Raw genomic sequence first — 24870 nt, forward strand, 5'->3', positions numbered from 1 at the left:
CGGGACAGACCCAGCCTCGGGGACCCTGCGGGCCCCGCTCGGCTGGGTCTAGCTCTCGCCGCCGAAGAGGCTCGTCACGGAGCCGTCCTCGAAGACGGCCTTGATCGCCTGGGCCAGCAGCGGGGCGATGGAGAGCACGGTGAGCTTGTCGAATCGCCGCTCGGGCTCGATCGGGAGCGTGTTCGTGATCAGCACCTCGCTGACCCGGCTGTTCTTGAGCCGGTCCACGGCAGGCCCGGAGAGGACACCGTGCGTGGCCGCGACGATGACGTCGGAGGCGCCTGCCTCGAAGAGGGTGTCGGCGGCCTTCACGATCGTGCCGCCGGTGTCGATCATGTCGTCGACCAGGATGCAGACGCGCCCGGCGACGTCACCGACCACGCGGTTGGCGACGACCTCGTTGGCGACCAGCGGGTCGCGGGTCTTGTGGATGAAGGCCAGCGGCGTGCCGCCGAGCTTGTCGCTCCAGCGCTCGGAGACGCGGACCCGGCCGGAGTCGGGAGAGACGACGGTGATGTCGCGGCCGCCCCAGCGCTCCTTGACGTGGTTGACCAGCAGGTCCATCGCGAAGAGGTGGTCGACCGGACCGTCGAAGAAGCCCTGGATCTGGGCGGTGTGCAGGTCGACGGTCATGAGCCGGTCGGCGCCGGCGGTCTTGAACAGGTCCGCGACCAGGCGCGCCGAGATGGGCTCGCGACCGCGGTGCTTCTTGTCCTGCCGCGCGTAGGGGAAGAAGGGGGCGACCACGGTGATCCGCTTGGCGGAGGCGCGCTTGAGCGCGTCGACCATGATCAGCTGCTCCATGAGCCACGTGTTCAGCGGCGCGGTGTGGCTCTGCACCACGAAGGCGTCGCAGCCGCGCACCGACTCCTCGAAGCGGACGAAGAGCTCGCCGTTGGCGAACTCGTAGGCCGCCGTCGGCGTGGGCGTGACGCCCAGCTGCTCGGCGATCTCGTCCGCCAGCGCCGGGAAGGCCCGACCGGAGAAGAGCATCAGGCTCTTGTTCGTCGTCTGCCGGATCGCGCTCATCGGCTTCGCTGTCCCTCGCTGTCGTCTCCCGTGCGGGAAGGCCCGGACGAGTCCTCCCGAGGTGCCCCGGCCCGTCCCTCGGCCGCAGCAGCGGCCTCCGCGGCGGGCGTTCCGGACCGTCGGCGTCGAACCCACCCTGCCACATTGCGCTGGGCCGCCCGCGCCACGCCCATGGCCCCGGGCGGCACGTCGGAGGTGATCACCGAGCCGGCCGCCGTGTAGGCGCCGTCCCCCACGGTGACCGGAGCCACGAGCATCGTGTCCGAGCCCACCCGGACGTGGTCGCCGATCGTCGTGCGGTGCTTGGCGACGCCGTCGTAGTTGACGAACACCGTGGCGGCGCCGATGTTGCTGCCCGTGCCGATCGTCGCGTCACCCACGTAGGACAGGTGCGGGACCTTGGACCCCTCTCCCACCTGCACGTTCTTGGTCTCGACGAAGGCTCCGACCTTGGACCCGCGGGCGAGGTCGGTTCCCGGGCGGAGGTAGCTGAACGGCCCCACGGTGGCCCGCGGTCCGATCACCGCCCCGAGGCAGTGCGAGCGCACGACCGTCGCGCCCTCGGCGACGGTGCAGTCGACCAGCGTCGTGTCAGGGCCCACGTGGGCAGCGTCACCCACCGTCGTCACCCCGCGGAGCTGCGTACCGGGCTCCAGGACGGCGTCCCGCCCGACGGTGACCGTGACGTCGACCCACGTGGTGAGGGGGTCGACGACGGTGACACCGCTGCGCATCAGGTCGTCGAGGACGCGGTCGTTGAGCGTGCGGCGCCGGGCGGCGAGCTCCACCCGGTCGTTGCAGCCGAGCACGTCGTCCGGGTCGTCGGCACGGACGGCGGCCGTGGGGGCGCCGCCCTCGACCAGGGGTGCCAGCGCGTCGGTCAGGTACTGCTCGCCCTGGGCGTTGTCGGTCGCGAGCCCGGACAGCACCCGCCGCAGCGTGCCGGCATCGGCGACGTAGACGCCCGCGTTGACCTCGCGGATCGCGCGCTGCTCGTCGGTCGCGTCCCGCTCCTCGACGATGGCCCGCGGCGCACCGCGCTCGTCGCGGACGATCCGGCCCAGCCCGGTCGGGTCCTCGACCTCGGCGGTGAGGACCGTGAAGACGCTGCCGGCCTCGTCGTGCGCGGCCACGAGCGTGGCGAGCGTCCGGCTCGTCAGCAGCGGGGAGTCGCCGTTGACGACGAGGACGGAGCCCGCCAGGTCGGGCACCGCGGCCAGGGCGACCGCGGCCGCGTGCCCGGAACCGAGCTGCTCCTCCTGGACGACGGGCAGCGCGGTGGGCGCGACCTGCGCGAGGTGCTGCTCGACCTGGTCGCGGCCGGAGCCCACGACCACGACCGTGGTGCCCGCGGCCAGCGGCTCGGCGGCGGCCAGCACGTGGCCGACCAGGCTGCGCCCCCCGAGTGTGTGCAGCACCTTCGGCGTGGACGAGCGCATGCGGGTGCCCTGTCCCGCGGCGAGGACCACGACGGCGGCCACCGTCGGGGCGTCGGGGGCGGGGACCGGCTGGGGGTGGGTCACGGAACTCCTCGGTCGGCGGCGGCGCATTCCTCGCTGGGGGACTCGGACTCGAACCGAGACTGCACGGCTCCAAAGGCCGGCGGGCTGCCGATTACCCCATCCCCCATCCCGGGCCCGCTGGAGGTCCGGGGGCGCCGCAGCGTGCCGGCGCTCCCGCGAGCCTAGGGCCCGTCGGGCGCCCGGGGCACCTGCCCGCCGGACGGGTCCTCGCGCGCGAGGACCCGGGCCGGGTCGCCGGGCCCCCTACGGTGCCGTAGGTTACGGCCACGTAGCCGGGCCCGTCGTGCGCCCGCCGTTCCCCCGTCGGTCGCCCCCGGAGGCCCCTTGTCCGCACCTGCTCGTACCCGGCCCATGTCTCCTCCGCGGCAGGCCGCGCCCCACGAGGGGCTGCCGGCCAACGCGATCGGCCGGCGCAAGAGCGTGCTGGAGATCGTGACGCTCTACGTCATCGTGATCGTGCCGTTCCTCGCCCTGGCGGCGGTCGTCCCGGCGGTGTGGGGCTGGGGTCTCTCCTGGCTCGACGTCGGCCTCGCGATCGGCTTCTACTTCCTCACCCTGCTCGGCGTCACGGTCGGCTACCACCGCTACTTCACGCACGGCTCGTTCCGGGCCAAGCGGCCGCTGCGCCTCGGCCTGGCCGTCGCCGGCTCGATGGCCATCCAGGGGCCCGTCGTGCAGTGGGTGGCCGACCACCGCCGGCACCACGCCTTCTCCGACCGCGACGGCGACCCGCACTCCCCGTGGCGCTACGGCACGGACCTGCGCTCGCTGCTCAAGGGCATGTTCCACGCCCACCTGGGCTGGCTGTTCGAGCGCCGCAAGACCAACATGGAACGCTACGCGCCGGACCTGCTGAAGGACTCCGCGCTGGTGCGCACGGACAAGATGTTCGTGATCTGGGCGGGCATCAGCCTCTTCCTGCCCGCCGTCATCGGCGGCCTGGTGACCATGAGCTGGGCCGGCGCCCTGTCGGCGTTCTTCTGGGCGGGCCTGGTGCGCATCGCGGTGCTGCACCACGTCACCTGGTCGATCAACTCGGTCTGCCACGTGGTGGGCGACCGGCCGTTCGTCTCCCCCGGTCGCGACCGCGCGACGAACTTCTGGCCGCTGGCGATCCTCAGTGCGGGCGAGTCCTGGCACAACCTGCACCACGCCGACCCGACGTGCGCCCGCCACGGCGTCCTGCGCGGTCAGATCGACATCAGCGCCCGGGTCATCTGGGCCTTCGAGAAGCTGGGCTGGGCCTGGAACGTCAAGTGGCCCGACCCGGTGCGGCTGGCGGCCAAGCGGCGCGCCCCCGCGGCCGGCTGAGCATCCCCACCCCCCGCGAGCGGCCGGTGAGCGCGCGCAGCACCGCTGCGCCCGCCACCGGCCGTTCGCGCGTTCGCATGTCGGCGCCCGAGCGACGCCGGCAGTTGCTCGACGTCGGCCGTGAGGTGTTCGCCCGCAAGGGGTTCGAGGCGACGTCGGTCGAGGAGATCGCCGCCTGCGCCGAGGTCAGCAAACCCGTCGTCTACGAGCACTTCGGCGGCAAGGAGGGCCTGCACGCCGACGTCGTCGACCGGGAGCTGCACCGGCTGCTCGACCGGTTCACCACAGCGCTGTCGGCCCCCGGCCGGCCGCGAGAGCTCCTCGAGCGGGCCGCGCTGGTACTCCTGGACTACATCGAGGAGGACACCGCCGGCTTCCGGGTGCTGACCCGCGACGCTCCGGTGACCAGTGGTGCCGGACCGTTCGGCTCACTGCTCGGGGAGGTCGCGCACAAGGTCGAGCACGTCCTCGCCGGGCACTACGCCGGCCGCGGCTACGGCGCCGAACTGGCGGCGCTGCACAGCCGGGCCCTCGTGGGCATGGTCGCGCTCACCGGGCAGTGGTGGCTCGACACCCGCTCCCCCGGCAAGCACGAGGTCGCCGCCCACCTGGTCGCCCTCGCCTACGACGGCCTGTCCCACCTCGAGCAGCCCCAGGAACCGACCCGCACCGCGGACTGAGCTGCCCCGGCCTAGGGGACCAGGCGCGCTCCGGGCACGGGACCGGTCACGGCCCGCACGGTGCGGAAGACGCCCACGCCCGCGAGCTCCGCGGCGATCCGGACGGCGGAGTCCTCGTCGGCCGCCAGTGCCGCCACCGTGGGGCCCGAGCCGCTCAGCAGCACCGCGACGGCGCCGGCGTCCTCGGCCGACCGCAGCGCGCGCCGCAGGTCGGGGCGCAGGCCCAGCGCGGGCGCCTGGAGGTCGTTGGCGAGGGCCGCGCCGAGGTCGGCGACCGCTCCGCTGCGCAGCGCGGCGATGACCGGAGCCCCGGACGCCGGCCCCTCCGGGTCGAGGAGCCGCCCGGCCGCGCGCATCCTGTCCAGCTCGCCGTACACCGCCGGGGTCGACAGGCCCTCGCCCGCGATGCCCAGCACCCAGTGCGTCGCAGCGGCAGCGAGCACCGGTGCGACCTGCTCGCCCCGGCCGGTGCCGAGCGCCACGCCGCCCACGAGGCTGAACGGGATGTCGCTGCCGAGCTGGGCCGCCAGGTCCAGCAGGTCCTCGCGGCCGGCCCGGGTGCCCCAGAAGGCGTCCAGCGCCACCAGGGCGGCCGCGGCGTCGGCGCTGCCACCGGCGAGCCCGCCGGCCACCGGGATGCTCTTCGTGATGTCCAGGGCGGCGTCGGCCGGCACGCCCGCGTGCGCGGCCAGCAGCTCGGCGGCGCGCCACACCAGGTTAGTCCGGTCCCCGGGCACGTGCCCGGGGCCGGCACCGGACCCCTCACCGGAGACGGTGAGCGAGAGCCCCTCCCCCGGCCGGGCGGTCACCGTGTCGAACAGCGCGACGGCCAGGTAGACGGTGTGCAGCTCGTGGAACCCGTCGGCACGCAGCGGTCCCACGCCGAGGTGCACGTTGACCTTGGCGGGCGCGCGGGCGGAGACGGCGGCGCCGGTCACGGCAGCACCGGTTCGGTGGCCGCCAGCCGGGCGAAGTCGGTGACCGACAGCTGCTCGCCGCGGGTGGCGGGGTCGATGTTCGCCGCGCGCAGACGCTGCTCGGCCGCCGCGGGGCTGCCCGCCCATCGCGCGAGCGCCGCGCGCAGGCTCTTGCGGCGCATGGCGAACGCGGCATCCGCCACCGCGAAGGTGGCCGCGCGGTCGCCCTCCGGCGGCGGACGGCGGACCAACGCCACCAGTCCGGAGTCGACGTTCGGCTCGGGCCAGAAGACCCGCCGGCCCACGTTCCCGGCGCGGCGCACCTCGCCGTACCAGGACGCCTTCACCGACGGGATGCCGTAGACGCCGGACCCGGGGCCCGCGGCCAGCCGTTCGGCCACCTCCGCCTGCACGAGGACCAGCGCGCGGTCCAGCGTCGGCAGCAGTTCGAGCATGTTCAGCAGCACCGGGACGGCGATGTTGTACGGGAGGTTGGCGACCAGCGCCGTGGGCGGCGGGCCCGGCAGCTCGGTCACCCGGAGTGCGTCGGCCTCGACGACCGTCAGCCGGTCGGCGAGATCCGGACGGCGAGCCGCGACCGTGTCCGGGAGGAGCGCGGCGAGCCGGGGATCGATCTCCACGGCGATGACCCGCGCGGCCGCCGGCAGCAGACCCAGGGTGAGCGAGCCGAGGCCCGGGCCGATCTCCAGGACGACGTCGTCGGGGCGCACCTCGGCGGTGCGCACGATCCGCCGGATCGTGTTGGCGTCGTGCAGGAAGTTCTGCCCGAGAGTCTTCGTGGGACGCAGATCGAGCTGCTGGGCCAGCTCGCGGATCACCGCGGGGCCCAGCAGCCCGTCGGTCTGCTCAGGTGGAGTGCTCAGGGGACCGGGTCAGCCGAAGAGGCGGGGCCCGCAGTGCGGCCACTGCCCCGCGCCGGACCGGTTGTAGAGCTGCTGCGCCCGGAAGGTCTGCTCGTCCGCCGAAGCGGCAGCCGGGTCGCCGGTGCCGCCGACGGCTGCCCAGGTGGACGTCGAGAACTGGTACATGCCGCGGTACTTGCCGGTCCCGCTGACCGCGTTCGGCCGGCCACCGGACTCGCACTTGGCCAGCGCGGCCCAGTTCAGGCCGTCGGCGGCGGGCTTGTTCGCGGGGCGGGCCTTCGTGCCCACGATGACGTGCTCGTCGACCGGCGCCCGGACGACCTCGGTCGCCACCTGCTCGCGGCCGGTCTCCTGGCCGTCGACGACGGTGACGCGCCAGGTGGTCCGCTGCTCGCCGTCCACGCCTTCCTGGGTGACGTCCTTCTCGCCCTGGAACGCGGCGTCGTTCTTGGTCTCCACCACCGCGTGCTGGATGGCGGTGGTCTCGGTGACCTCGCCGACCTGGACGCGGAAGACCTGCAGCCGCATCTTGTTCAGCAGCGCCTGCTCGAGGCGAAGGCTGGTCCGGTCGGTCCCGCTGAGCGCGATGCCCTGCTCGGCGAGCAGGTCGCCGGCGGTGGCGGCCGTGGTGACGACGACGCGCTGCTGGCCGTCGACGGTCAGCACGACCTCCTTGGGGGTCGTGATGATCAGCTGCATGCCCTCGAGCGGAAGACGTTCGCCACGGCTGGCGGAGACGACCAGGCCCTCGTCGCGCAGGCCGAGCTGGTCCAGCGCCTCCTCGACGGAGAGAGCGGTGACCTGGACCTCGCGGCTGACGCCGTCGATGGTCAGGTTCAGCGGCCGCGCCCGGTTCAGCACCACGGCGTCGCCGTCTCCCACCGGGGAGTCCGGCGACGGGAGCACCACGTCGTGCGCGGTCAGGGTGAGCCCCTCGTCCTCCAGCACGTCGCCCACGGTGTCGGCGTAGGTGCCGACGTCGCGGGTCTGCCCGTCGACGGTGAGCGTCACGGACTTCTGGGCGATGAAGAACGCCAGCGTCCCGCCCACCAGTCCGACGAGGACGAGAGCGAAGAGGCTGAGTTGCAGCGAGCGGCGCACGGCACTTCCAGGGGTCACAGAGCCCGGGCAGGAGAGCAGCCGAACCGCTGGGAAGCGGCGCGGCCACCGGTGCCGACTCGGGTGACGGCGGTCCGGAACCGAGGTCCCGGGCCGCTCGATGTCACCCGGGTCCTGCTCCATCCCGGCGGTCGATCACGACACGATAACGAACTCGCAGCGCGTCACGAGGGGTCACGAGGAGTGAAGCAGGAGCCGCCCGGCGCGTTCTGTGGGCACGCCGGTACACAGCGTGAGGGGCGTGCCGCGTGGGGCAGCTGTGACAGCTGAGGAGCCTGTCGACTCGCGGTGATGAAGCCCACGGTGTGACGGCGTCGTCCGGGGGCAATCGGCGCGATCGGCTCAGCCGGTGAGGGCGGGGGCCGCGGAGCGCACCGGCCGGAGCCAGGTCACCAGGAAGACGGTGACCGCCAGGCCCGCGGCGATCGCCGAGAAGCCGCCGGCGACCAGCGCGACGGGCAGGACGTCGATGCCCTCGGTCACGCGGTCCCCCAGGTCGAGGCCGGCCCGCAGCAGCAGGGTGCCCAGCGGGAACAGCGCCGTGACGCTCGCCGCCGCCGTCACCAGGTGTGCCGTCCAGGTGCGCAGCGCCTCGTCCAGCGGCACGTCCGCCCCGGCGGCCGGGGTGGGGCGCAGCAGCGCACGCAGCAGGGCCGCCTCCGCCATCAGCCAGGCCACCACGGGAACACCGACGACGGCCGGGGCGACCGATCCGCCGAGGTCACCGGCGTCCCACATCAGGCCTGCGGTGACGAGCACCCCGGCGACGACGGCGCGCATCGCCCAGACCAGCCAGGCCGAGATCTGCTCGCCCTGGCTCGGCCGGCGCGCCGGGGAGGTCAGCGCCCAGCGCGGCCGCGGCCGGGTGACCTCGGCCAGCAGCACCCCGGCCAGCAGGCCGACGGCCAGTGCCGGCACCCAGAGGAACACCGACTCCTCGGCGAACATCACGACCAGGACCACGATGCCGGCGATGCCCAGCAGCAGCCCCAGCCGGCGCCAGCGCCGCCCGTGCGCGGCCTGCCGATGCAGTGCCTGCACCCCCTCGGGGGTCGGATCGGTGAACTCGACGGCGGCCGACGCGACCGCCCGGCGACCGGAGGCCAGCCCCCAGGCACGGGCGAGGAGGACCCCCGGCGCCAGCAGGGCGACGAAGAGGATGACGGCGATGAGACGACCCACCCTGTTGATTGTCGTCCTCCCGGACGACACCGCCACCAATTGCCGTCCCCAGTTGCACTGAGCGGCTTCTTCGCGCCTGCGCGGGACCCTTCGGGCCCCACTCGGCGCGAGCGCTTCGCGCGCTCCCCGTTCTCCCATCTCAGCCCGTCCCTGGGGGGCCCTTCGGGCCCCGCTCGGGACGGGCTACTACCACTGACCGAAGACGCGCTCGGCGTTCGTGGTGAGGGTGTCGCAGAGCTCGGTCAGCTCGATGCCGGTCACCTCGGCCAGCGCGCGCACGGTGTGCGGGACCAGCCGGGAGGCGTTCGGCCGGCCGCGGTGCGGCATCGGCGTGAGGAACGGCGCGTCGGTCTCGACCAGCAGCTGGCCGGCCGGGGTGAGCGCCGCGGCCTCGCGGAGGTAGGCCGCGTTGCCGAAGGTCAGCGTGCCGGCGAAGGAGAGCACGTAGCCGCGCTCGACGCAGGCCTTCGCGAACACTGCGTCGCCGGAGAAGCAGTGGAAGACCGTGTGCTCCGGGGCACCCTCGTCCTCGAGCACGCGGAGGATCTCCTCGTGCGCGTCCCGGTCGTGGATGACCAGCGCGATCCCGTGCTCCTTGGCGATGCGGATGTGGGCCCGGAACGACGCCTCCTGCGCCGCCCAGCCCTCCTCGCCGGTGCGGAACCGGTCCAGCCCGGTCTCCCCCACCGCGCGGACCCGCGGCTCCGCCGCCAGCCGGTCGATCTCGGCCAGCGCGTCGTCGTCCGCGCCACCGGCGCCGGCGTCGTTCGGGTGGATCGCCACCGCCGCCAGCACGCCCGGGTGCCGGGCCGCCAGCGCGGCCGACCAGCGTGACGACGGGACGTCGACACCCACCTGCACCAGCCGGGTCACGTTCACCGCGGCCGCGGCGGCGATCTCGGCGTCCACCGCTTCGTCGGCGGCCCACTCGCCGTGCTCACCGTCGGCCGGCCGCTCCCCCAGGACGATGTCCAGGTGGGTGTGGCTGTCCAGCGCGGGCGCCGGCAACGGCTCCGGGGACGGCGGTGGCTCGCCGCGCCTGTTGGCCCGGGACGACGCCGACCGGCTCACGCGTCGCCCTCGAGGCGGGCCAGCTCCTCCTCGACCACGGACTCGTCGAGCTTCTTGAAGATCGGCGTCGGCGCGGCCAGCGGGGTGCCCGAGGGCAGCGGGCGGGAGGCCCAGACCGCCTGGCCGGCGTCGTAGTCCCCGGTGATGATCGGGTACGGCGAGCCGTCGTCCAGGTCCTCGGTCTCCACGATCTGCGGAGCCGGAGACCAGACGCCGGTGCCGCCCAGCGCCTCGTGCACCTTCTGCGCCGAGTGCGGGAGGAACGGCGTCAGCAGCGCGTTGCAGTCGCTGATCGCCTGGAGGGCGGTGTGCAGGACGGTGTCCCGGCGGGCCGGGTCCTCCTTGAGCTTCCACGGCGCCTGGTCGGAGAGGTACTTGTTCGCCTCCGACACCACCCGCATCGCCTCGGTGGCGGCGGCCTTCTGCCGGTTGCGGGAGAGCATGTCGCCTACGGGTGCGAAGGCGTTCTTCGTCGTCTCCAGCAGCGCGCGGTCGGCGTCGGTCAGGTCGCCCGGGGTCGGCACGGCGCCGACGTTCTTCGCGGCCATCGAGATGCTGCGGTTGACCAGGTTGCCCCAGCCGGCGACCAGCTCGTCGTTGTTGCGGCGGCGGAACTGCTCCCAGGTGAAGTCGGTGTCCTGGTTCTCCGGCCCGGCGACGGCGATGAAGTAGCGCAGCGCGTCGGCGTCGTACCGGGCGAGGAAGTCCCGCACGTAGATGACGATCTGCCGGCTGCTGGAGAACTTCTTGCCCTCCATCGTCAGGAACTCGCTGGAGACCACCTCGGTGGGCAGGTTGAGCTTCCCGAGCGAGCCCGGGGTGCCGCCCTTGTCGCCACCGCCGTTGTAGCCGAGCAGCTGGGCGGGCCAGATCTCGGAGTGGAAGACGATGTTGTCCTTGCCCATGAAGTAGTAGGCGGACGCGTCCGGCGTCTGCCACCACTGGCGCCAGGCCTCGGGGTCGCCCGAGCGGCGAGCCCACTCGATCGACGCCGACAGGTAGCCGACCACCGCGTCGAACCACACGTAGATGCGCTTGTCGTTGCGGTCGCGCCAGCCGTCCAGCGGCACCTTGACGCCCCAGTCGATGTCGCGGGTGTAGCTGCGCGGCTTGAGGTCCTCCAGCAGGTTGACGCTGAAGTTCAGGACGTTGGGCCGCCAGCTCTTGCGGGTGCCCAGCCAGTCGCCCAGCGCACGCGTGAACGCAGGCAGGTCGAGGAAGTAGTGCTCGCTCTCCACGAACTTCGGCGTCTCGCCGTTGATCTTGCTGACCGGGTTGATGAGGTCGGTCGGGTCGAGCTGGTTGCCGCAGTTGTCGCACTGGTCGCCGCGGGCGCCGTCGTAGCCGCAGATCGGGCAGGTGCCCTCGATGTAGCGGTCGGGCAGCGTGCGGCCGGTCGACGGGCTGATCGCGCCGAGCGTCGTCTTCGGGAAGACGTAACCGTTCTTCAGCAGCCCCAGGAAGATCTCCTGGCTGGTCTTCTCGTGGTTGACCGTCGTCGTGCGGGTGAAGAGGTCGTAGCTCAGCCCGAGGCTGGCCAGGTCGTTCACGATGATCCGGTTGTTGCGGTCGGCGATCTCCCGGGGCGTGATGCCCTCGGCGTCGGCGGCGACCGTGATCGGGGTGCCGTGCTCATCGGTTCCGCTGACCATGAGGACCTTGTCCCCGGCCATGCGGTGGTAGCGGCTGAAGACGTCGGAGGGGACGCCGAACCCGGAGACGTGGCCGATGTGCCGCGGCCCGTTCGCATAGGGCCAGGCGACTGCGGTCAGGATGTGCCGATCACTCACGGGACGAGACTAGGCGGCGGCGTCTCGGGCGTCGCCCGCACGGGCGAACGGTGGGCCGTTCAGGGCTGGTAGACGACGCTCGAGGCGGGCGTTCCGGCGTCGGACTGCGGCGGGGTGACCACGGCCAGCACGCCCAGGCCGAGGGCGATGACGCCCAGGGTCGCGGTGCACAGCGCGCGGTGGACCACGGCCGGGTCAGGTCCCGGACGGCGGGCGGTGCGACGCGGGCCCTGCGCCACCCAGCGCCGCGCGGTCGGAGCATCGGCGAGCAGGAGCTTGGCCACCGGGAGGGCGACGGCCCCGGCGAAGGCCACCGGGACGGGCAGGCCGTAGGTCAGCGCATCGGGCAGCGGCCAGAAGAGGGCGACCGCCCCGACCACCGCGACGACCGACAGCTCCACCGACGCCGTGAGGACCAGGAGCCGGCGGGTGCACCCGTCGACGAGCGCCGCGCCACCGACGGCAGCCAGCACGATCCAGGCGGCCAGCGCGACCAGCGTGCCGACGATCAGCAGACCCGGCGGCCGGGTCGGGGTGGCCAGCACGCCGTCGATCCCGGTGAGGCCGGTCGCCAGCAGGCCGACCGCCTGCACCACGGAGATGAAGCCCGCCAGCAGTGCAGGAGCCGGCACGCGGCGCAGTCGCTGCTCGACGTCGACCTCGTGCGTCGCGCCGGACATCCGCTGCTCACGGAGGTACGGCTGCGCGACGGTGTCGCGCACGTCGAGGACGCTGATCGCCACGAAGTTCTCTCCCTGACCGGTGGGCGGTGTCTCCGGTCAGGACGGCGGATCCAGGTCGGTGCTGGAGCGCCCGGCGGTGGATCTCCCCCGTCCGGGCGAACGATCAGCCTCTGCGAGCGGCGTTGGCGGCCGCGGCGTCCTCCCGTCCGCCCTCGGTCACGAACCGGCTCTTCCGGCGGCCGTAGCCGAAGTACACGACGACGCCGAGTGCCATCCAGACCAGGAAGCGCCACCAGGTCTCCCCCGGCAGGTTGAGCATCAGCCACAGGCAGGCCAGCGCCGAGACGATCGGCAGCACCGGCATCAGCGGCACCCGGAAGGAACGCGGCAGGTCCGGACGGGTCCGGCGCAGCACGATCACGCCGATGGAGACCAGCACGAAGGCGAACAGCGTCCCGATGTTCACCAGGTTCGCGAGCTCCTCGAGCGGCACGACGGCGGCCAGGATCGCGACGAAGACCCCGGTGCCGATGGTGATCTTGTACGGCGTCCCGTGGCGCGGGTGCACGGCCGCCAGGGTCGGGGGCAGCAGGCGGTCCCGGCTCATGGCGAACAGCACCCGGGACTGCCCGAGCATCAGGATCATCACGACCGACGTCAGACCGGCGAGCGCGCCGATGGAGATGATCGTCGCGAAGACGGGCAGCCCCACGTCGGAGAAGGCCGCGGCCAGCGGCGCGTCCGCGCTGAGGTCGCTGTACCGCTGCATGCCCACGACGACGAGCGACACCGCGACGTAGAGGATCGTGCAGATCGCCAGCGACCCGAGGATGCCCCGGGGCAGGTCGCGTCCGGGGTTCTTCGTCTCCTCGGCCGCGGTGGCCACGATGTCGAAGCCGATGAAGGCGAAGAAGACGACCGCGGCACCGGCCATCACGCCGCCCCAGCCGAACGTGCCCTGGCTGAAGCCGAACAGGGTCTGGACCAGCGGCGCGTCCCAACCGCTCGCGCCGGCCTCGGCCGGCTGGGCCGGCGGCACGAACGGGCTGTAGTTGGCCGCCTTCACGAAGAAGAGCCCCACCGCGATCACCAGCAGCACGATGGCCACCTTGATCACCACGATCACCGCGGTCACCCGCGACGAGAGCTTGATGCCCAGGACCAGGACGGCGGTCATCGCCGCGACGATGACGATCGCCGGGATGTTGAACCTGGCCGTCTCCCCGGCGATGGACTCCGGGAGCGGTGCCCCGATGTCGGCGAGCAGCTGGTTCAGGTACCCCGACCAGCCGACCGCGACCGTCGCCGCCCCCAGCGCGAGCTCGAGGACCAGGTCCCACCCGATGATCCACGCGACGAGCTCGCCGAAGGTGGCGTAGGAGAACGTGTAGGCCGATCCGGCGACCGGCACGGTGGAGGCGAACTCGGCGTAGCAGAGCGCGGCCAGACCGCAGACCACTCCGGCGATGACGAAGGAGATCGCGACGGCGGGCCCGGACTGGTCACGGGCCACCACACCGGTGAGCACGAAGATGCCCGTCCCGATGATCACGCCGACGCCGAAGACCGCGAGATCCAGGCCGGACAGGTGCTTCTTGAGCCGGTGCTCCGGCTCGTCGGTGTCGCGGATGGAGTCCTCGACGGACTTGATCCGTCGCGCGCCTGCCGCCACGGTGTCCTCCTCGCAGCTCGAGGGGCGACGGTCCCGCGGCCCCTTCCGCAGGTTCGCACGGGTTCCTGCGCGCCGCACGCCTACGCTGCATCCGCCCGAGGACACCTCCAGGAGGGGCCGCGATGACCACCGGTGACACATCCCCCGCCGCGCCGCTCGAACTGCCGTCGGAGGCGCCCCTCAGCGGCCCGCCCACGCTGCGCCCGCGACCGGCCGGCCAGCAGCGGCGCACACCCACCCGCCGCCCGGGCGTCGACGCCGTCGTCGACTGCGCGGTGTACGTGGACGGACGCCGGCAGGAACCGGTGGCTCCGGAGGACGCGCTGACCGTCGCCGAGGAGCGCGGCGGCTTCGTCTGGCTCGGGCTGTTCGCGCCGACCGAGGAGGAGCTGGGCGCGATCGGCGAGCGGTACGACCTCCACCCGCTCGCCGTCGAGGACGCCGTCTACGCCCACCAGCGGCCCAAGCTCGAGCGGTACGACGACGCGCTGTTCATGGTGCTCAAGACAGCGACGTACGTGGAGCACGAGGAGTTGACGGCCACCAGCGAGGTGGTCGACACCGGCGAGGTGATGGTCTTCCTCGGCGAGCGGTACGTGATCACCGTGCGGCACGGGGAGCACAACCCGCTGGCCGAGCTGCGGCAGCGCCTCGAGGAGCAGCGCGACCTGCTCTGCCTGGGCAGCTCCGCGGTGCTCTACGCCGTCGCCGACCTCGTGGTGGACACCTTCGTCGAGGTGGCCGGCGCGGTCGAGGAGGACGTCGATGAGCTGGAGGCGTCGGTGTTCAGCCCCGACCGCACCGACGACATCGGGCGGCTGTACCAGCTCAAGCGCGAGCTCATGGCGCTGCGCCGGGCGGTCTCCCCGCTGGAGGTGCCGCTGCAGAAGCTGGCCGAGCGGCCGATCGACGTCGTCCCGGACGCGATCCGCTCGTACTTCCGCGACGTCATGGACCATGCGATCCGGGTGCGCGACCAGGTCAACGGGCTCGACGAGCTGCTGACGTCGATCCTGCAGGCCTCGCTCGCGCGGACGTCGATGGCCGACAACGAGGACATGCGCAAGATCTCCGCCTACGCGGGCATCATCGCCGTCCCGACCGCCATCGCCGGCATCTACGGCATGAACTTCGAGCACATGCCCGAGCTGGAGTCGCGCTGGGGCTATCCCCTGGTGTGGCTGGTCATCATCGGCGCGTGCGTGCTGCTGTACCGAGGCTTCAAGCGCAACGGCTGGCTCTAGCCCGACCCTCGGCTGGTGCGTCTGTGCGCAGATCGTGGTGATGGCGCGGCGATCACCACGATCTGCGCACACCCGCCCCGAGGCTGTGGACATCGCAGCGGAGTGACCGGCCGATGCGGCAGCCTCCGCTGGTGCCTCCGGTCGCTGTCGCCCCTCCCACGCTCAGGCAGGGCGCCTTCCGCGGCAGCAGAGCCGTCGCCGACGGGCTCCTGACGCCGAACCAGCTGCGTGGACCTGCCTGGCGACGGCTGTTCGAGGACGTCTACGTCCACGACGACCACCCCGTCACGCATGCATTGAGGGCATGCGCCGCAGCCGCCTTGGTGGTGCCCGGATCCGTGGTCACCGGTCGCAGCGCCGCCGTCCTCTGGGGCGTCGACATGGCTGCCGTCGAGACCGACGTCGAACTCACGATGCCGCCCTCCGCGAACCCGCGCCGCATCCCGGGCGTGCAGGTACGCAGGGCCGCGCTCCCCGTCGGGCACGTCCGACTGCACCGAGATGTCCCGGTCACCTCCCCTGCGGCGACGGCGCTGAGGCTGGCGTCGTCGTCGGACGGCGATGAAGCCGTGGTGGCTGTCGACCGACTGGCCGCGGCCGGGCTCACCACCCTCCAAGACGTCCGGTCCCTCGCCGCAGACGCGCGCGGACCGGGTGCCTCTCGCGCCCGGCGGGCCTGCGCTCTCGCGGACGGGCTGGCCCAGTCCCCGCAGGAGACTCGCCTCCGGCTGCTGGTCGGGCGAAGCGCCCTTCCCCCGCCGGTCGCTCAGTTCACGGTCCGCGACCGTGCCGGTTTCGTCGCGCGCGTCGACTTCGCCTGGCCCGAGCGGAAGGTCGCTCTCGAGTACGACGGCCTGTGGCACGCCGCGGCGGACCAGTTCGCCCACGATCGTCGCCGGCTCAACCGACTGCATGCCGCCGGTTGGCGCGTCTTCTTCGTGACGGCCGCCGACCTGCGCGACCCGGCACAGCACATCGCTCGTGTGGTCGCGTTCTTGGATCAAGCGACTGTGCGCTGATCGTGGTCATGGCGGCTGCATCACCACGATCTGCGCACAGCGGCGCAGCAGCGGCGGGTCAGGGGGTCTTGGCGGCGACGACGGCGTCGAAGACGGTGCGCTTGGGCAGCCCGGTCCGGGTGACGACGGCGCGGATGGCGTCCTTGCGCGTCTCGCCCGCGGCCTCCTCGGCGGCGACGGCGGCGGCGATCTCGGCCGCGGTCAGCTCCACGGTCCGCACCGGCGCCCCGGCGACCACGAGGGTGATCTCGCCCTTCACGCCCTCGGCCGCCCACGCCGCGAGCTCGGCGAGCCCACCCCGGCGGATCTCCTCGTAGGTCTTCGTCAGCTCGCGGCACACCGCGGCCGGCCGGTCGTCGCCGAGCACCGCCGCGGCGTCCACCAGCGCATCGGCCAGCCGGTGCGGTGACTCGAAGAAGACCATCGTCCGGCGCTCGTCGGCCAGCGCCGTGAACGTCGACCGCCGCTCCCCCGACCTCCGCGGCAGGAAGCCCTCGAAGCAGAACCGGTCGACCGGCAGCCCGGAGACCGCGAGCGCCGTGGTGACCGCCGAGGGTCCCGGCACCGAGGTGACGTCGAACCCGGCGTCGATCGCCGCCCGCACGAGCGTGTAGCCGGGGTCGGAGACCGAGGGCATGCCGGCGTCGGTGAGCAGCAGGACCGTCGCACCCGAGCCCAGGGCGTCGAGCAGCCCGGGCAGCCGCGCCTGCTCCACCGACTCGTGGAAGGTGACCACGCGCCCGGTGAACCGGACCTCCAGGTCGGCGGCCAGCCGGTGCAGTCGCCGGGTGTCCTCGACGGCCAGGACGTCGGCGGTCGCCATCACCTCGCGCAGCCGGGGACCGACGTCGCCGGGTTGTCCCAGGGGCGCTCCACCCAGCACCAGCCGTCCGCTCACGACGACGAGCCTGTCACGGCAGGCCGCGGAGCCGGTCCACATACCCTGACGGCATGGCGGTCCTGGCTCCCGAACAGGTCGTCGGGGCCCCGTCCCCCCGCCGGCTGCGCCCGCCCCGACCGCAGCGCGACGTCGTCCCGCCGCTGCCGACGGACCGCCGCACATCGTGGCTGATCAGCGCCGTCCTCGGCGTCCTCGCCCTCACCCTCCGGCTCTGGGGCATCGGCTATCCGAAGGACCTGATCTTCGACGAGGCCTACTACCCGGTCCAGGCCGAGGAGCTCCTCACCTGGGGCCACGAGTACAACCGCGGCTACTCCTTCATCGTCCATCCGCCGCTGGGCAAGTGGTTCATCGGCGTCGGCGAACTGCTGTTCGGCCAGAACTCGTTCGGCTGGCGGTTCCCCTCGGCGGTGGCGGGCGCGATCGCCGTCGTCCTGCTGTTCAGGCTCACCCGCCGGCTGACCGGTTCCACCCTGATCGGCCTGTTCGCCGGCGTGCTGCTGCTGACCGACGCCTTCCAGTTCACGCTCTCGCGGATCGGGCTGCTCGACATCTTCCTGCAGGTGCTGGTGCTCGCCGCCGTCTCCTGCCTGGTGGTGGACCGCGACGTCGTGCGCGCGCGGGTGCGCGCGGCCGCCGAGGTCGGCGCGTCGGGGTTCCGGCTGGGACCGCGCGGCTGGCGCATCGCCGCCGGCGTGCTCTTCGGCTGCGCCGTCGCGGTGAAGTGGAGCGGCATCTGGTTCCTGGCGTTCTTCGCGATCCTGTCGGTGTTCTGGGACCGGGCGGCCTGGCGCGAGGCCGGCGTCCCCCGCCCCACCCGGACGGCGGCGCGCCGCGGGCTGCCCGGCGCACTCTGGGCGCTGGCCGTCGTGCCGGTGCTGACGTACCTGGCGAGCTTCACCGGCTGGTTCCTCGGCGAGACGTCGCAGGGCAAGGCGTGGGCCCAGCAGAACCCGGAGACCGCCTACCCCTGGATCCCCGACGCGCTGCGCTCGCTGTGGCACCAGCACGCCGAGTGGCTGGAGTTCCACAACGGGCTGTCCAGCTCCCACCCCTGGGAGTCCGGCCCGTGGTCGTGGCTGGTCACCGGCCGCCCGATCCTGCTGTGGAATCCGCAGGGCCTCGCCGACGACCGGGGCGAGCAGGTGATCCGCTACATCCTGATGGTCGGCACGCCCACGCTGTGGCTCCTCTTCGCCCCGGCCCTGCTGTGGCTGGTCTGGCGGCTCGTGACCCGGCGGGACCCGGTCGCCCTGGTCGGGGCGGTCGGCATCGCGGCCGGCTGGCTGACCTGGTTCGTGAACCTGGACCGGACGATGTTCATCTTCTACATGGCCCCCGCCCTGCCGTTCTTCGTGCTGGCGGTCGCGCTGGCCCTGCAGGACGTCGTGGGTCGGGCGGACGCCTCCTGGCTGCGCCGGCAGCTCGGCCTCGGATCGGCGTGCCTCTACGTGGCCGTCGTGGCCGGGACCTTCGTCTTCTTCTGGCCGGTGCTCACCGGCGTTCCGCTGTCGAACGCCGAGTGGGCTGCGCGGATGTGGTTCCCCTCCTGGTTCTGAGCGGCTGAACGGGCAGCGCCCGGCCGGGGACCTCCCCGGCCGGGCGCTGCCGTGCTCAGTACCTGCGGTCGGTCACCGCCCCGGTGCGCGCGTCCCACACGATGTAGCCGCGCTCGAAGTTCGTGCGCCGCCCGTTGGCGACGACGAGCTCGTCGGACGTCGGGTACCCGAGGTAGGAGGTCTCCCAGCCCAACGCTTCCCACCGGGCCTTGATCGCACCCCGGATCTCGTGCGCACCGGTCCTCGAGGTCCAGTAGACCGAGCCGCCCTCGAAGTGGTTGTAGCGGCCGACCTTGTCCGGGGTGCCCCGCTCGTCGGTGAGCGGGAAGCCGAGGTGCCCGGCCTCGTACCGGTACTTCGCCCAGACGTCGTAGATGGCGCCACGAACGCTGTGCGCGCCCGTCGCCGTCGTCCAGTAGATGCCGCCGTTCTGGAAGTCGTTGAACCGGCCGCGCCCGTTGGGGGTCGGCCGCTCGTCGGACTTCGGGTAGCCGTGCGGGCTCTTCTCCGCCCCGAGCTTGCGCCACACCGCCGCGATGTCGCCGTACACGGCCTTGGCGCCGGTCGCCTGCGTCCAGTAGATGGTGGCCCCGAGGGCGCTGAAGTTGTTGTACCGGCCCACGCCGTCCGGCGTCCTCAGCTCGTCGGTGGTGGGCACCCCGAGCCGCACGTGCCCGCCCTGCGCCAGATAGGTGGCCAGGATCGTTCCGTGCACCTCCTTGGCGCCGACCGCCGGCGTCCAGTACATCCGGCCGGCGGTGTACTCGCGGTAGCGCAGCGCCGCGTCCCCGGCCTCGGCCCCCTTGGGCGCACCCAGGACCGCCCGCACCGCGGCGTCGCTCGCGTAGCGGCGGTCGATGGGCGTCGAGTAGGTCGCGGTGAGCGTGAGGTCGGCGTCGCCCATGCGGAAGGAGCGCTCCCGCGGCTGGCCGTCGTTCCACCGGTCGAAGGTGGCGACGCCGTCGGCCGCGGTGACCGGAGCGATGACCGACACCTGGGCACCGACGGTGACCTCGCTGCTGGCGCGGGCCGTGCCGTTGACGGTGACCGCGCTCGGCGCGTTCGCCCCCACGGTGAGCATCCGCGTGCGGGGCTGCACCTCGAACGTCTCGCGGGCGGTCATGCCGGCGGAGTCGGTGACCCTCGCGGTGATCAGCAGGCTGGTGGAGTCACCGTGGTCGACGAACGGCGCGGAGTAGGTCGGCCCGGCGGTGGTGGTGCCCGGGTGGTCGTGGCAGTAGCCGCCGCTGCAGTGCACCTGCACGACGCTCCAGGAGACCTTCGAGGCCAGGTTCCCGTCCTCCGCATCGGTCGCGGCCACCGAGGCCGCCACCGTCTCTCCCACGGCGAACCGACGGTCCGCCGGGGGTGCGGCGAGCGTCAGCCTGGGCGCGGCGTTCGCCGGCACCACCGTGAACGACGTCGTGCCGGTGGCACCGAGGGAGTCGGTGACCGTCAGCTTCACGGTCCGCGCCGTCGTGCCGGGAGCCGCGTACGTCTTCGTCGGCGTCGAGCCGGTGGCCGTCGTCCCGTCGCCGAAGTCCCAGCGGTAGGTGAGCGCGTGCCCGTCGAGATCGGTGGAGTCACGTCCGTCGAAGGTGACGGTCCGGGTCACCGGGTCGTTGGTGAACGACGCGACCGCCGTCGGCGGCCGGTTGCCGGGCCCGTACACGAGGCGCTTGATCGTGCTGCTGCCGATGTCGGCCCACATGACGTCGCCGTTCTCCGGGTGCGCCTCGAAGTCCACCGGGAGCCCGTTCTCCACGCCGAAGCCACCCGCCTCCGGCTGGCGGACCAGGGCGCCCTTGGCGTCGTAGCGCAGCGTGTAGACCCGCTGGGAGGAGTAGTCGCCGTAGAAGTAGGACCCGCGGTAGGTCGTCGGGTAGCTGGACCCGGTGTAGACGATGCCGCCGGTGATGCTCGTGCCGAGCGGACCGTGCACGTAGGTCCACAGCGGGGCGGTGTTGCCGACGCCCTGGCAGGCGGCGAGGTCGGCGTAGCCGGGCGTGCGGGTGTTGCCCTCCCAGCACGGCCAGCCGTAGTTGGCGCCCGGGCGGATCAGGTTCACCTCTTCCCAGGTGTTCCAGCCGACGTCACCGAGGACGGGGGTGCCGGTGGTGGGGTCGAGGCTGAGCCGGAACGGGCTGCGGAAGCCCGAGGCGTAGACGCGGCTCTTCCAGGACGAGGGGTTGGCGGCGTCGTAGTACGGGTTGGCGGCCACACCGCGACCGTCGGGGTGGATGTGCAGCACCTTGCCGTAGCCGGTGTTGATGTCCAGGGCGCGCAGGGCGAGCGGGTCGACGACGCGGAAGTCGGCGGCGTCACCCATGGACACCCACAGCGTCCCGTCGCTGGCGGCCACGATGCCGGTGATCGTGTGGACGTCGGACTGGATCGGCAGGTTCCAGATGACCCGCTCCGCGCCGAGGCCGACCGGGCCCCCCGTGCCCTGGACCACCGGGTGCGCCGACAGCCGCATCGTCCACTGGTTGTTCACCATCAACGTGCGGGCCAGGTAGATCGTCCGGGAGGTCTCGTAGTCGGAGGCCACGGCCACGCCGCTCAGGCCGAGGTCCTGGACGGTGACGACGGGCAGGTTCGCCAGGGTCCGCGCCTGTCCCGACGGCGACACCCATGCCACGCGCCCGTCCTTGCCGGTGGTGAACCAGCTGCCGTCGGGCGCGAAGTCGAAGTCGGTGAGGAGCGCGTCCTGGCCGCTCGGCAGGGTCTGGACGGCGAAGCCTGCGGGGAGGTACGGCGCCGCCTGCGCGGTACCGGGCACGACCACCGCCAGGCCGGCGAGGAGGACCGCCACCACCGCTGTTCTGAGCAGCCCGATCCCCCAGCGGCTGCGCCGCGCTCCGTACCCGACCGTCTCGTTGCCCTGCTGGTGCATGCACGGTGGATGTCACGGATGCCGGGTCCGGCACAAGGACCCCGCGCGGCGTCGCGTCGGCGTCCGGTAAGCCCTCTCCGGCAGCACGCCCCCGTGCACGCAGAGTCACGAAATCTCTTACGCTTCGTCATAGCACGAGGTCGCGCGCGGAGCGTCGCGCCGGAGCGTCGGGTACCGAACACCCCCGGGAACGACGAAGGCCGGACCCGATCGGGTCCGGCCTTCGTACTGGGTGGAGCTGAGGGGAGTTGAACCCCTGACCCCCTCGATGCGAACGAGGTGCGCTACCGGACTGCGCCACAGCCCCTTGCGGGAACGAGTTTAGCGGCCCCGCTCCCCGACGCCACCACCGGGGCGTCGGGAAGCGGCGGAGCCGTCAGGCGTTGGCCGCCCGGGCGGGGCGGTACTCGTCGATGTCCGCGAAACCGATGTCGTCGTCGTCCAGACCGACCACCGCGCTGTTCTGCCAGCCGGCCGGCGCCGGGGTGCGTGCCGCGACGACCCGGCCCGGGCGCAGCGTGTGCACCGGGGCCAGCGGAACGCTGGGGTGCGGCAGGACGGGCATGCCCTGCTGCGCCACGGTCTCGCACAGCTCGGCCGGCGGGGCGGTCCGCTGGACGGGCGCCGGCACCGGAGCGGCCTGGGGCCGCGCCTGCATCGACGCACGGGCAGCGACGCGCGCCGCTCGGCGGGCGGCCATCCGCTCGCGGCGGGCCACCTTCCGCAGGACCAGCACGTAGCCGACGGTCGCCAGGCCGAACACGCCCTGGGCGATCCACAGCCACGGGCTGATCAGCAGCGCGCCGGCCAGTGAGGCCAGCGTGGCCAGCACCAGGCCGCCGAGGGCCCGGCGCCGCAGAGCGTGCACGTCCACCTTCAGCTCACCGGTGGTGCGCAGGACCTCGCGGTCGATCTCGACCCGCTCGGTCGCCAGGTGTCGCACCGTCTCCACCGAACGCCGCCGTTGCAGCGTGCGGCCGGAGTCGGCAGCCGTCGTCCGGCCGTCCTGGGCATCGCCACGGGTCACCACCATGGGCACCAGCACGACAAACCACAGCACGACCAGAGCGGCGAGAAGCACACCCGATCCCATAGGAACACCACCTGTCACATCAGTCACTCGCCAGGCGAGGCTAAGCAGGGACGACGGCGCGATCAGGGAGGCGCGCGGGCGTGTCGTTGATGTGTTGTGGGACCGGTGTGACGGGGGACGGCGTGTCGTCCGCGGGAGCCCTGGCGGCCACCACCGTGCGTGCTATGTCGGCGCGCCGATCAGTCGACGGATCGACCTGGCGACATCTCGCGCCAGCGCGTCAGGACGCCGCGCGGCAGGTCCTCGGCGAGCAGCGCGTAGGTCAGGTGGTCGCGCCAGTCGCCGTCGATGTCGAGGTAGCGGCGCAGCAGTCCCTCGCGCTGGAAACCGAGCCGCTCCACCAGTCGCTGGCTGGGCAGGTTCTCCGGCCGGATGTCGGCCTGCAGACGGTGCAGGCCGACCGGCCCGAGGGCGTGGTCGCACACGAGCGCCACGGCCAGCGAGGCGACGCCGCGGCCGGCGACCGCACGGTCGATCCAGTAGCCGAGGTGGCCGGTGCGCAGGGCACCTCGGACGATGTTGTCCACGGTCACCTGACCGGCCAGCCGCCCGTCCACCCGGACGGCGAAGGGCAGCGACGTGCCCAGCCGCGCGCGGCGCGCCACCGTCCGTCGCATGGCCCGGTAGGCGGCGGGGCTGTGCCGGGGCACCCACGGCACCGGGGGGGTGGGTTCCCAGGGGCGCAGCCAGCTCTCGTTGGCGATCCGCAGCCGGCTCCACTCCGCGGCGTCGCGCCGGCGCAGCGGATGCAGCTCGACCGGCCCGGAGGCCAGCCGGGCCGGCCAACCGGGGTGCAGCAGCGGTTCGGTCACGGATCCGGGGCGGGTCAGCCGCCGAGGAGCAGCGGCATCACGGTGACCAGACCGCCCGCGGCCACCTCGGTCACGTCCTCGTCGATGACGATGAGGCAGTTCGCCCGCGCCATCCGTGCCAGCAGGGCGTCGGTCGCGTCGCCCACCGGCTCGACGACGTAGCCGCCGTCCGGATGCCGCATGACCGTGCCGTGCAGGTACTGGCGGTAGCCCAGCGGGGAGAGCAGCTGCTGCCCGGAGATGGCCTGCACCGTGCGGCGGAACAGCTGCCGCTTGCCGAGCATCAGGCGGATCGCCGGACGCACGAACACCTCGAAGGAGACCAGCGCCGCCACCGGCTCGCCGGGCACGCAGATGACCGGCACGCCGTCCCGGCCGAGCTGCCCGAAGCCCTGCGCCGGGCCGGGGTGCATCGCCACCTGCCGGAACCGCGTCTCGCCCAGCTGGGCGAGCGCCTCCTGCACCACGTCGAACCCGCTGCCGCTCAGGGTTCCCGAGATCAGCATCAGGTCGCTGCGCAGCAGCTGGCTCTCCAGGACCTCGGAGAGCCGGCGGGGGTCGGCGGGCAGGATGCCGGAGCGGTAGGCGTCGGCGCCGGCGTCCCGGGCGGCCGCGGCGAGCGCATAGCTGTTGACGTCGACGACCTGCCCCGGTGCGGGGGCCGCGGTGACGTCGACCAGCTCGCTGCCCGCGCTGAGCACGACGACGCGAGGCCGCGGACGCACGAGCACGCGGTCCCTGCCGACGGCGGCGAGCAGGCTGATCTGCGCCGGTCCGATCGGGGTGCCCACGTGGACGGCGGAGTCGCCGGGAGCGACGTCGTCACCGGTACGGCGCACGTAGCTGCCCGGCGGCGGGCCGGCCTGGACCGCCACCCGCGCCGTGCCGTTGTCGGTCCAGACGCCGGGGACGACGACGTCGGCGCCGGCCGGCAGCATCGCCCCGGCGGAGACCTTGACCGCGAGTCCGGGGCCGATCGCCGTCGGCGCGTCCAGCCCGGCCACGCTCTCCCCCACGACCGCGAGCTCCACCGGGCGTCGCACGGAGGCGGGGGCGACGTCCTCGGCCCGGGCCGCGTAGCCCTCCAAAGCCGCCTGGTCGAACGCGGGCAGCGCGCGCTGGCTGACGACGTCCTCCGCGCAGAGCAGCCCCTGGGCGTCGAGCACGGCCAGCTCGATCGCATCGGGCTGCGGCACCGCGGCGAGGATCTCGTCGAGGTGCCGCTCCACGGTGCGCACCATCGGCGAGGCGTCCGAGCGCCCGTCGGCCGGGAGCGGGACCGGCCCCGTGAGGGCCGGCTTGGGCGGCACGGGCGTCGAGCCGCGCACCCCGATCGGCCCGGAGCGCTGGGGTGGCGCCACGGGCATGTCGACCTGGGCGGTGTCCCGGTTCACCCCGGATCCGCCGCCGCTGTTGCCGCTGTCGCTGTGCCCCGACATCCTCACCACCGTCGTCCTGCCGTGCCGTGGCCCGGCAACGGCTCGC

The 24870-nt window shown here is 73.1% G+C and carries 20 protein-coding genes and 2 tRNA genes; 5 read left to right on the forward strand and 17 right to left on the reverse strand.

Features of this window, described 5'->3' with window-relative positions; translation table 11 throughout:
- Window positions 1-48: 48 nt before the first annotated feature.
- The 3 genes from LBW97_RS06360 to LBW97_RS06370 form a co-directional block, all read right to left on the reverse strand.
- Complete coding sequence (locus tag LBW97_RS06360; RefSeq protein WP_224498568.1) at window positions 49-1029, reverse strand: ribose-phosphate diphosphokinase; 981 nt, start codon at window positions 1027-1029, stop codon at window positions 49-51.
- Complete coding sequence (gene glmU / locus LBW97_RS06365; protein ID WP_224498569.1) at window positions 1026-2552, reverse strand: bifunctional UDP-N-acetylglucosamine diphosphorylase/glucosamine-1-phosphate N-acetyltransferase GlmU; 1527 nt, start codon at window positions 2550-2552, stop codon at window positions 1026-1028. The genes LBW97_RS06360 and glmU overlap by 4 nt, the downstream gene beginning before the upstream one ends.
- A gap of 33 nt (window positions 2553-2585) precedes the next feature.
- Window positions 2586-2658: transfer RNA gene (locus LBW97_RS06370), tRNA-Gln, on the reverse strand.
- A gap of 245 nt (window positions 2659-2903) precedes the next feature.
- On the opposite strand from LBW97_RS06370, the gene LBW97_RS06375 reads away from it, so the two are divergent.
- Both LBW97_RS06375 and LBW97_RS06380 read left to right on the forward strand, forming a co-directional pair.
- Window positions 2904-3863 carry an acyl-CoA desaturase gene (locus LBW97_RS06375; RefSeq protein ID WP_224498570.1) on the forward strand — a complete coding sequence of 320 codons (960 nt, stop codon included), beginning with the start codon at window positions 2904-2906 and terminating at the stop codon, window positions 3861-3863.
- Window positions 3864-3889: 26 nt separating this feature from the next.
- A complete protein-coding gene (locus tag LBW97_RS06380) occupies window positions 3890-4543 on the forward strand; it encodes a TetR/AcrR family transcriptional regulator (protein ID WP_224498571.1) in 654 nt (217 codons plus the stop codon).
- Between the two features lie 11 nt (window positions 4544-4554).
- Here the strand turns inward: LBW97_RS06380 and LBW97_RS06385 are convergent, their stop codons facing one another.
- From LBW97_RS06385 to LBW97_RS06425, 8 genes are all read right to left on the reverse strand, one after another.
- Window positions 4555-5481 (reverse strand): 4-(cytidine 5'-diphospho)-2-C-methyl-D-erythritol kinase, encoded by a 927-nt coding sequence (locus tag LBW97_RS06385; RefSeq protein ID WP_224498572.1) that lies wholly within the window; start codon window positions 5479-5481, stop codon window positions 4555-4557.
- Window positions 5478-6299 carry a 16S rRNA (adenine(1518)-N(6)/adenine(1519)-N(6))-dimethyltransferase RsmA gene (rsmA, locus tag LBW97_RS06390; protein WP_224498573.1) on the reverse strand — a complete coding sequence of 274 codons (822 nt, stop codon included), beginning with the start codon at window positions 6297-6299 and terminating at the stop codon, window positions 5478-5480. The genes LBW97_RS06385 and rsmA overlap by 4 nt, the downstream gene beginning before the upstream one ends.
- 54 nt (window positions 6300-6353) lie before the next feature.
- Entirely contained in the window at window positions 6354-7445 is a 1092-nt protein-coding gene (locus LBW97_RS06400; RefSeq protein WP_308010429.1) for a ubiquitin-like domain-containing protein, read from the reverse strand.
- Window positions 7446-7805: 360 nt separating this feature from the next.
- Window positions 7806-8645: a hypothetical protein gene (locus LBW97_RS06405; RefSeq protein ID WP_224498574.1), complete on the reverse strand. Its 840-nt coding sequence runs from the start codon at window positions 8643-8645 to the stop codon at window positions 7806-7808.
- A gap of 186 nt (window positions 8646-8831) precedes the next feature.
- Window positions 8832-9716, reverse strand: a complete 885-nt coding sequence (locus LBW97_RS06410; protein ID WP_224498575.1) for a TatD family hydrolase — start codon at window positions 9714-9716, stop codon at window positions 8832-8834.
- Window positions 9713-11506, reverse strand: a complete 1794-nt coding sequence (gene metG / locus LBW97_RS06415) for a methionine--tRNA ligase (protein ID WP_224498576.1) — start codon at window positions 11504-11506, stop codon at window positions 9713-9715. Before metG ends, LBW97_RS06410 begins: the two co-directional genes overlap by 4 nt.
- A gap of 59 nt (window positions 11507-11565) precedes the next feature.
- Window positions 11566-12249, reverse strand: coding sequence for a hypothetical protein (locus LBW97_RS06420; RefSeq protein ID WP_224498577.1), 684 nt, complete (start codon window positions 12247-12249; stop codon window positions 11566-11568).
- 103 nt (window positions 12250-12352) lie between these two features.
- Window positions 12353-13861 carry an amino acid permease gene (locus LBW97_RS06425; protein WP_224498578.1) on the reverse strand — a complete coding sequence of 503 codons (1509 nt, stop codon included), beginning with the start codon at window positions 13859-13861 and terminating at the stop codon, window positions 12353-12355.
- A gap of 122 nt (window positions 13862-13983) precedes the next feature.
- On the opposite strand from LBW97_RS06425, the gene corA reads away from it, so the two are divergent.
- Window positions 13984-15105 carry a magnesium/cobalt transporter CorA gene (gene corA, locus LBW97_RS06430; protein ID WP_224498579.1) on the forward strand — a complete coding sequence of 374 codons (1122 nt, stop codon included), beginning with the start codon at window positions 13984-13986 and terminating at the stop codon, window positions 15103-15105.
- Between the two features lie 131 nt (window positions 15106-15236).
- The gene (locus LBW97_RS06435) at window positions 15237-16124 is read left to right on the forward strand and encodes an endonuclease domain-containing protein (protein ID WP_224498580.1); all 888 of its coding nucleotides are present in this window, start codon (window positions 15237-15239) and stop codon (window positions 16122-16124) included.
- A 58-nt stretch (window positions 16125-16182) separates the two neighbouring features.
- Here the strand turns inward: LBW97_RS06435 and rsmI are convergent, their stop codons facing one another.
- Window positions 16183-17022: a 16S rRNA (cytidine(1402)-2'-O)-methyltransferase gene (rsmI, locus tag LBW97_RS06440; RefSeq protein ID WP_224498581.1), complete on the reverse strand. Its 840-nt coding sequence runs from the start codon at window positions 17020-17022 to the stop codon at window positions 16183-16185.
- A 53-nt stretch (window positions 17023-17075) separates the two neighbouring features.
- Between rsmI and LBW97_RS06445 the strand changes: the two genes are divergently transcribed.
- Window positions 17076-18584, forward strand: a complete 1509-nt coding sequence (locus LBW97_RS06445; protein ID WP_224498582.1) for a dolichyl-phosphate-mannose--protein mannosyltransferase — start codon at window positions 17076-17078, stop codon at window positions 18582-18584.
- 55 nt (window positions 18585-18639) lie between these two features.
- Here the strand turns inward: LBW97_RS06445 and LBW97_RS06450 are convergent, their stop codons facing one another.
- The 5 genes from LBW97_RS06450 to glp form a co-directional block, all read right to left on the reverse strand.
- A complete protein-coding gene (locus tag LBW97_RS06450; RefSeq protein ID WP_224498583.1) occupies window positions 18640-21480 on the reverse strand; it encodes a PQQ-dependent sugar dehydrogenase in 2841 nt (946 codons plus the stop codon).
- 233 nt (window positions 21481-21713) lie between these two features.
- A tRNA-Ala gene (locus tag LBW97_RS06455) sits at window positions 21714-21787 on the reverse strand.
- 69 nt (window positions 21788-21856) lie between these two features.
- On the reverse strand, window positions 21857-22561 hold the full coding sequence (locus tag LBW97_RS06460; protein ID WP_224498584.1) for a hypothetical protein: 705 nt from the start codon (window positions 22559-22561) through the stop codon (window positions 21857-21859).
- A 191-nt stretch (window positions 22562-22752) separates the two neighbouring features.
- The gene (locus LBW97_RS06465; RefSeq protein ID WP_224498585.1) at window positions 22753-23385 is read right to left on the reverse strand and encodes a GNAT family N-acetyltransferase; all 633 of its coding nucleotides are present in this window, start codon (window positions 23383-23385) and stop codon (window positions 22753-22755) included.
- A 14-nt stretch (window positions 23386-23399) separates the two neighbouring features.
- Window positions 23400-24824: a gephyrin-like molybdotransferase Glp gene (gene glp, locus LBW97_RS06470; protein ID WP_224498586.1), complete on the reverse strand. Its 1425-nt coding sequence runs from the start codon at window positions 24822-24824 to the stop codon at window positions 23400-23402.
- Window positions 24825-24870 lie beyond the last annotated feature (46 nt).

Origin of the sequence: Blastococcus sp. LR1 (genome assembly GCF_020166105.1) — a bacterium.
Taxonomy (GTDB): domain Bacteria; phylum Actinomycetota; class Actinomycetes; order Mycobacteriales; family Geodermatophilaceae; genus Blastococcus.